Annotated in this window: 6 protein-coding genes and 1 pseudogene; 3 read left to right on the top strand and 4 right to left on the bottom strand. The window is 73.8% G+C overall.

Annotation, left to right across the window (positions count from 1 at the left end; translation table 11 throughout):
• The coding region (locus AB0I76_RS21940) for an acetyl-CoA carboxylase carboxyltransferase subunit beta (RefSeq protein ID WP_357038435.1) at positions 1 to 810 on the bottom strand (810 nt) is incomplete at its 3' end.
• Positions 807 to 1,145, bottom strand: coding sequence for a TcmI family type II polyketide cyclase (locus tag AB0I76_RS21935; RefSeq protein WP_357038432.1), 339 nt, complete (start codon positions 1,143 to 1,145; stop codon positions 807 to 809). The genes AB0I76_RS21935 and AB0I76_RS21940, both read right to left, overlap by 4 nt.
• Positions 1,146 to 1,576: 431 nt before the next feature.
• Between AB0I76_RS21935 and AB0I76_RS21930 the strand changes: the two genes are divergently transcribed.
• The 3 genes from AB0I76_RS21930 (at position 1,577) to AB0I76_RS21920 (ending at position 4,202) form a co-directional block, all read left to right on the top strand.
• Entirely contained in the window at positions 1,577 to 2,365 is a 789-nt protein-coding gene (locus AB0I76_RS21930; RefSeq protein ID WP_357038437.1) for a BTAD domain-containing putative transcriptional regulator, read from the top strand.
• A 124-nt stretch (positions 2,366 to 2,489) separates the two neighbouring features.
• On the top strand, positions 2,490 to 2,837 hold the full coding sequence (locus AB0I76_RS21925; protein ID WP_357038429.1) for a TcmI family type II polyketide cyclase: 348 nt from the start codon (positions 2,490 to 2,492) through the stop codon (positions 2,835 to 2,837).
• A 15-nt stretch (positions 2,838 to 2,852) separates the two neighbouring features.
• Positions 2,853 to 4,202 carry an NAD(P)/FAD-dependent oxidoreductase gene (locus tag AB0I76_RS21920; protein WP_357038426.1) on the top strand — a complete coding sequence of 450 codons (1,350 nt, stop codon included), beginning with the start codon at positions 2,853 to 2,855 and terminating at the stop codon, positions 4,200 to 4,202.
• A 270-nt stretch (positions 4,203 to 4,472) separates the two neighbouring features.
• Here the strand turns inward: AB0I76_RS21920 and AB0I76_RS21915 are convergent.
• Together AB0I76_RS21915 and AB0I76_RS21910 are read right to left on the bottom strand one after the other, a co-directional pair.
• A pseudogene (locus tag AB0I76_RS21915) lies at positions 4,473 to 5,006 on the bottom strand (protein pafC); the annotation flags it as partial.
• Positions 5,003 to 5,228: WYL domain-containing protein (locus tag AB0I76_RS21910; protein ID WP_357038423.1), on the bottom strand; the 226-nt coding region annotated here is incomplete at its 5' end. The gene AB0I76_RS21910 and the pseudogene AB0I76_RS21915, both read right to left, overlap by 4 nt.

Genomic DNA, 5,228 nt, shown 5'->3' with positions numbered 1-5,228 from the left:
CGGTCGACGGCCGGCGCGGGCGGCGGCGAGCAGCGCCACCAGGCGGGCACGCAGGGCGTGCCGGGGCACCACCATGTCGACCTGGCCGTGCCGGAGCAGGAACTCCGCGGTCTGGAAGCCCTCCGGCAGGTCCCGGCCGGTGACCTGGCGGATCACCCGGGGACCGGCGAAGCCCATCCGCGCACCGCTCTCGGCGAGGACCACGTCGGTGTTGGTGGCGAAAGAGGCCGCCACCCCGCCGTACGTGGGGTCGGTGATGACGCTGACGCTGAGCAGGCCCGCCTCACGCAGCCCGGCGACCGCCTGGCTGACCGTCGCCATCTGCATCAGCGACAGGGCGCCCTCCTGCATCCGGGCGCCGCCGGAGGCGGTGACCAGCACCAGCGGGACGCCGTCGTCCAGCGCCCGCTCGGCGGTCCGCGTGACCAGCTCACCGACCGCGCACCCGAGGCTGCCGCCGAGGAACCGGAAGTCCATCACAGCCAGAGCGCAGGGGTGCCCGCCGATCCGGGCGGTGCCGCAGACCACCGCCTCCGACAGGCCGGTCGCGGCGCGCGCGGCGCTGAGCCGGTGCGGGTACGGCAGCACGTCGACGAACCCGATCGGGTCGGTCTCGGCCGGCCGGTCGGGCAGGGCGGTGAACGAGTCGGGGTCGACCATCTGGGCCAGGCGGGCGGGCGCGTCGAGCCGCGCGTGCGTGCCGCACTCCGGGCAGACGTCGAGATTGCGGCGCAGCCGCTTGCGGTAGAGCAGGCTGGCGCAGCCCGCGCAGCGGGCCCAGAGCTGCCCCTGGGGCGCGGTGGCGGTCACGGCCGTCGTCCGGTGGGCGTGGCGTCGAAGCGGTAGAAGCAGCGGGCCATCGCGTCGCGGGGTTCCCGCCAGGTCGGCAGGTACGGCGAGACGTACCGGCGCAGCGCGGCGCTGACCCGGTCGAACTCGGGGTGCTCCCGCGCCGCCGCCACCGCGCCCTCCCCCGGCAGCTCCGTCTCCAGCAGGTGGACGTAGAGGTCGTGCAGCCGGTACAGCGACCGGTGGCGCACACCGGCCAGGTGCGGCAGCTCGGTCGCATCGGACTCGGCGAAGATCTCCGCGACCCGCGCCTCGGCGGTCGGGTCGACCTTCGCGACGATCAACGAACGGTCCATGAATGGGCCTCCCCCCAGGCGTCGGGCGTTCCTCACGCCGGCGCCGACCGAGCCGGACGACTGCCGACACGATGCGGACGGCCGCGTCACGACGGCGTCAACGACCGGGGCACGCGACCCGGCTTTGGTGACGCTGCGTTGACGCGGGCTGTGTATCCGCTGTGGACCGCCTTTGGACCTGCGCATCCTTTACCAGTTCAGAAGGGTTTTCACGGCTCAACCGGGGCCTGAAGCCGGGACACGCTCCGTTGACCGAGAGTCATCACGATTGATAATCTTCGTCGAGGTCAGCCCGGCGACCGCGGCGCGTGGCGCCGAGCCGCGGCTCAGCCTTCCGACAGTGCGGTCATGGGCAGCCGCGCCGGGGACACGTGTCGAGGAGTCTCCGCCGAGCCTTCCGCAGGGGGTGCCGCGTGGCCGCCGAACCGCCCATGCCGACCACGGGGGCCTGCCCCCACGCTCCGATCTCCCTGCACCTGCTGGGCGGTTTCCGCCTGCTGCACGGCGACGCCCCGGTGGTGGTGCCGCGCGGCCTGCAACGGGTGCTCGCGCTGATCGGGTTGCGTCCCGGCGCCACCCGCAGCCACCTGGCCGGGCTGCTGTGGCCGGAGGCGTCGGAGGAACGTGCGCTGTCCTCCCTGCGTACCGCCCTGTGGCGGCTGCGCCAGGACCCGTGCTGCCCGATCAGCACCGTCGGCGACACCGTCCGGCTGGGGCCCCTGGTCGGGGTCGACGTCGACGCGCTGGTCGGCACGGCCGCCCGGGTGCGCGACGGCGCCGACCCGTGCACCGCCGCCGCCCTGGAAGCCGGCCGCCACGACCTGCTGCCCGGCTGGTACGAGGACTGGGTGCTCGCCGAGCGCGAACGCCTGCGCCAGCTCCGGCTGCACATGCTGGAGGAACTGGCCGACCAGCACCTCACGGCGGGCCGGCACGGCGAGGCGCTGGAGGCCGCCCTGGAGGCGATGGCGGCGGAACCGCTGCGGGAGACGCCGCACCGTCTGGTGGTCCGCATCCACCTGGCCGAGGGCAACGCATTCGAGGCGGTGCACGCCTTCTACGTCTACCGGGACCTGCTGCTGCGGGAACTACGGCTGGAACCGTCGGCCGCGATGACCGCGCTGCTCGACGACACCCTCGCGCCGATCCGGCACGCCAGCCGGGACGCCGACGACCAGCGCCGCACGCTCGCGCACCGCGCGCCACCGCGCGCCCGCTGACCACCCGTCACGACCCGGACCGTGCGCGTGACGGTCATGTGACAGACCGTCGGTCAGCGTGGACGGCACAGCACCGCGTGGTGTCCGACCTGGTCGAGGAAGGGCAACCGGCGAGAGGAGTCCCATGAGCCGTCTACTGATCGTCAGCAGGATCATCCCGGGGTCGGAGGGTCGCGTCGCGCAGATCTTCGCCGAGTCCGACGCCACCGAACTGCCCGCCCTGACCGGCGTCCGGCACCGCTCCCTGTACTGCCTGCACGACCTGTGCGTCCACCTGATGGAGACCGGTGACGTGGACCCGGACGCGCTGGCCGGCGCCCGGAACCACCCGCTGTACCTGCGGGTCAACGAGCGGCTCTCCGCGCACACCACGCCGTACCTGCCGACCTGGCGCTCGCCCCGGGACGCGATCGCCGGCTGCTTCTACCGCTGGGACGCCGCCGAGGCGCCGACGCCGCACGCCGCCGGCTGACCACGGGAGATCGCCATGACCGATCGACTCCCGCACGTGATCATCATCGGCGCCGGCACCGGTGGCCTGTGCCTGGCGCACGGCCTGCGCCGGGCCGGCATACGCGTCTCGGTCCACGAGCGCTACCGCACCCGGGGCGAGGGCCTGCTCGGCTACCGGGTGGGCATCGGCCCGACCGGCAGCCGGGCGCTGCGGGAGTGCCTGCCGCCGGAGCTGTTCGACGTCTTCCTCGCCACCTGCGCCCGGTCGCCCCGCTACTTCAACGTGCTCACCCAGCGGATGCGCCGCACGGCGTCGTTCACCCTGCGGCCGGACACCGACCCGGTGAACACGGAACGCTCGGTGGCCCGCATGACACTGCGCCAGGTCCTGCTCACCGGCATGGAGGACGTGGTGCGCTTCGACCAGGAGTTCACCCGGTACGAGCAACGCGACGACGGCACCGTCACGGCGCACTTCGCCGACGGCACCACCGCCACCGGCGACCTGCTGGTGGCGGCCGACGGCACGCACTCGGCGGTACGCCGGCAGTACCTGCCGCACGCGGTCACCCGGGACGCCGGCACCATCAACATCGCCACGCGCATCCCGCTCACGGCACACACCCGCAAGCTGCTGCCGGAGCGGGTGGAGAAGGGCATCTCGCTGATCTTCGGCACCGGCGGGATGATGGGCGTCCTGCACGTCATGGAGTTCCCCTGGGACCGCGACGGCGCGCTCAAGCCCGGCGTGCACCCGGCCGACGCCGAGCTGCTCCAGCGGTGGCCCGGCCGCGCGCACGATCCGACCCGGGACAACATCAACCTCATCGTCTGGAGCACCGCCCGCCGCTTCCCGGCCGACGTCATGCGGCTGCGCGGCGACGAGCTGATCCAGCTCGCCCTGCGCCTGACCCGCACGTGGCACCCGAACCTCCGTGAGCTGCTCGCCCGCGCCGAGCCCGGCAGCGCCCTGCCGATCCGGGTGACCACCAGCGAGCCCGTCCCACCCTGGAAGAGCAGCACCGTCACACTGCTCGGCGACGCCATCCACACCATGACGCCCGGCCGCGGCGTCGGCGCGAACACCGCCCTGCGCGACGCGGCACTCCTCTGCCGCCAGCTCCGTCTCGCGGTCGCGGGCGACAAGACGCTCGTCGAGGCGGTGGCCGACTACGAGGCCGCCATGCTGCCGTACGGGTTCGCGCGGGTCGCCGACTCGCTCAACCGCAGCGGCACCAACGGTGACGACCGGATGTACAAGCCGGTGGTCGGGCGGCTCGCGCTGCTCGGCGCGCGGGGCTACTTCGGTGTCACCAGTCGGGTGCCTCGGCTGGCCCGCAAGTTCGTCGACGACTTCTACACCTACCGCGGCGAGGAGGACTGACCCGGTCCCCCGTACGCCGGCCGCACCATCCACCGTCGACCCCGACGCCCCCGGCGCCGGGGTCGACGGCCGTACGGACGGCGATCGGGCCCCGGGCACGACCGAGCGTCGCCCGACGAACACCCCGGGTAGAGCGCGTCCCAGCTGCGAAGGTCCGGGTGGAGGCTGGCTGTCGCCCCGCTCGGGCGTGTGCGAAGCTGCGCCCGAGTTTTTTCGAAATCTTCTCCGATCCGACCGATAGGGAGGTCCGCCGTGGCGTGGTCTTTCGGCCCGCTCGGTCGACTCGTCCCGGGCCGCCGTGTAGTAGGTGATCCGTAGCGCCCGGCCGCTCTCCACGGCGGCGCGCAGCTCCGCCACCCGACGGGTGTCCGCCGGCAGCCGCACCTCGACGGGAGCGCCAACCAGGTCACCGGCCGCGTTCTCAATCTTCGCCAGGGCCCGCTCGACGGCCTCCCGGTTGGCCACCCCGGGCGTCTCGGCCAGCATCCGCAGCGCGACCACCAGCGCCAGCGCCTCGTCCGGGGTCAGCCGCAGCGGCCGGTCGATGCCGGCGTCGTAGGTGATGGTCACCCGGTCGCCGTCGAACGCCATGTCGATCAGGTCACCCGGGCCGTACCCGGGCAGCCCGCACACCCACAGCAGCTCCAGGTCCTCCCGCAACTGCCGCTCGGTGACCCCCTGGTCGGCGGCGGCCTCGGCGATCTCGATGCCCGGCCGGGCCAGCAGGTACGGAACCAGGTTCAGCAGCCGGGCGAGGCGGTCGGCGGACGCGCGGGAGCCGCTGCGGGCGGCCGGCCGGGTCACCGGGCACCCCCGGTGACCGCCAGGTCGTCCTGCCGCGTGGCGATCTCCTTGAGCCGTTGGATGACCGCCTCGCGGACCTCCGGCGGGTCGAGCACCCGCACGTCCGGCCCGTACCCGACGAGGTGCCCGGCCAGGGACTCGGGATCGGCGAACGGCAGGACCAGCCGGTCGCCGTCCGGGCCGGCGGTCACGTCGACCGCCCGCCGGCCTGCGCCGGTGGGC

Source organism: Micromonospora sp. NPDC049799, assembly GCF_040656655.1.
Lineage (GTDB): Bacteria > Actinomycetota > Actinomycetes > Mycobacteriales > Micromonosporaceae > Micromonospora.
The sequence above is the reverse complement of the archived record's forward strand: the minus strand, read 5'-3'. Positions and strand labels throughout refer to the sequence as shown.